Below are 1764 nucleotides of genomic sequence, written 5' to 3'. Positions count from 1 at the left end.
GGCCCGCCGCGCGCCGGTCCCGGGTGGGGCGTCCGCGGAGAGCTCGCGCACCCAGGCACTGCCCGCACCGAACGCGGCGCCCGACGCGAGTCCGGCCAGGAAGCGGCCGAGGTAGAGCCACAGCGGGTCCTGCGGGCCGAACAGCATCAGCACCGTGGCGACCAGGGACAGGATAAGGACCGGGCGCATGAGCACGCGTCGACCGTGGGCGTCGGACCACCGGCCCGCCACGAGGAGGGTCGGCAGCAGTCCGACGATGTACACGCTGAACATCGCGGTGACCTCGGTCTGTCCGAGGCCCTGCTCCTCGCGGTAGAGCAGCAGCAGCGGCGCGAACTGGTTGGCGCCCCACCCCACGGCACACACCGCGAGGGCGGCCCGCAACCACGCGCGATCGGTAGGCGGACTTGTCATGTGGCAGAACCTATCGCCCGATCGTCAGGTCAGCGCCTCGATCACAAACGCCACCCCCACCGCCACGAAAAGCGCGCTGACGACCACGTCCACCGTCGGCAGGACCCGTCCGACCCGCTCGTTGACACGTCGGTGCGACGCCGCCACGGCGAGGGTGCAGAACCACACCAGCGCCACGGCGATCATCCCCGCCACCAGCACGACCGACTGTCCCGGAGGGACCTCTCCGCTGAGGAAGGGTGTCAGGACGGCGCCAAAGAACACCAGCGCCTTGGGGTTGGCCAGATTCGTGGCCAGGCCGCGCGCGAAGTCTGTTCCGGGCAGTCGCGGGTCGGGCCGGTCCGGGGCCGGTGATACCGGGCCGTCGGGGTTCCCGTCAACGAGCCCGGCCCCCGCCCGCGAGCGCCACCACCCCCGCAGTCCGAGCACCCCCAGACTTGCCAGCAGCAGCCCGCCGGCCACCTGCAGACCCGTCATGATCTGCGGGTACACGCGCACCAGTGCCGCCAGACCGGCGAACGCGGCCGCGAGCCAGATCGCGATTCCGGCGACCACCCCGACCGCCGTCGCGACACCGTGGCGTCGCCCCACGAGCGAACGATGGAGGACGACGACGAGGTCTGGCCCCGGCGAGATCACCGCGATCACCCAGATGCCGTAGAGCGCCGCGACCTGGCCCGCGGTCACGCAGCAGACTCCATCGCCAGGAGACGCTTCTTGACCTCGAGCCCTCCCCGGTAGCCGCCGAGACCGCCGTCCGAGCGCAGGATCCGGTGGCACGGCCACACGAGGGGAAGCGGGTTGGTGGCGCACGCCGTGCCCACCGCGCGGACCGCGCCGGGCTTGTCGAGGGCGGTGGCGATCTCCCGATAGGTCGCCGTGTGCCCGTACCCCACGTCGGGCAGTCGGCGCTGGACCAGACCGCGGAACCCGGAGGCCAGGACGGTGTCCAGAGGTAGGGAGAACTCCCGGCGACGGCCCGCGAGGTAGTCGTGGAGCTGCGTGGTGGCGCTGTCGAGGGCTCCGGCGGCATCGACACCACCCGTGGCGTCACCCGGCGATCCGGTGGCCTCCGCCTGCACGACCCGGGGCCCGATCTTCGCGGCAAGCATCTGCAGGACCTCGTCCCGGGGTTCGCCCTCGAACGCCACATACGCCAGGCCCTGCGGGGTCGCCGCCAGGAGCAACCCGCCGATCGGCGAGTCGACGGACCGGAACAGCACGTCCACCAGCCCCTCGTGTTGCGCCTGTCGCGCCAGGCGGTCGCGCAACCGGCCCGTGTCCGCGGGAGTGCCGCGGAGTGTGTCGATGACGTCGTCCCCGGTCATGGCCCCTCCATCGTTGGTGTTG

3 protein-coding genes are annotated in these 1764 nt (G+C 72.1%); all 3 read right to left on the bottom strand.

Annotation, left to right across the window (positions count from 1 at the left end):
- On the bottom strand, nt 1-414 hold a 414-nt coding region (locus G6022_RS11340), incomplete at its 3' end, for an MFS transporter (protein ID WP_182639440.1).
- A gap of 24 nt (nt 415-438) precedes the next feature.
- A complete protein-coding gene (locus tag G6022_RS11335) occupies nt 439-1101 on the bottom strand; it encodes a LysE family translocator (protein WP_179524074.1) in 663 nt (220 codons plus the stop codon).
- A partial coding sequence (locus G6022_RS11330) for a methylated-DNA--[protein]-cysteine S-methyltransferase (protein WP_347238172.1) occupies nt 1098-1764 on the bottom strand: 667 nt, incomplete at its 5' end. The genes G6022_RS11335 and G6022_RS11330, both read right to left, overlap by 4 nt.

It is taken from the genome of Dietzia sp. Cai40 (assembly GCF_014145165.1).
In the GTDB taxonomy this organism is placed as follows: domain Bacteria; phylum Actinomycetota; class Actinomycetes; order Mycobacteriales; family Mycobacteriaceae; genus Dietzia; species Dietzia natronolimnaea.
Note: the sequence above shows the minus strand (reverse complement) of the source record. Positions and strands in the feature narration are given on the sequence as shown.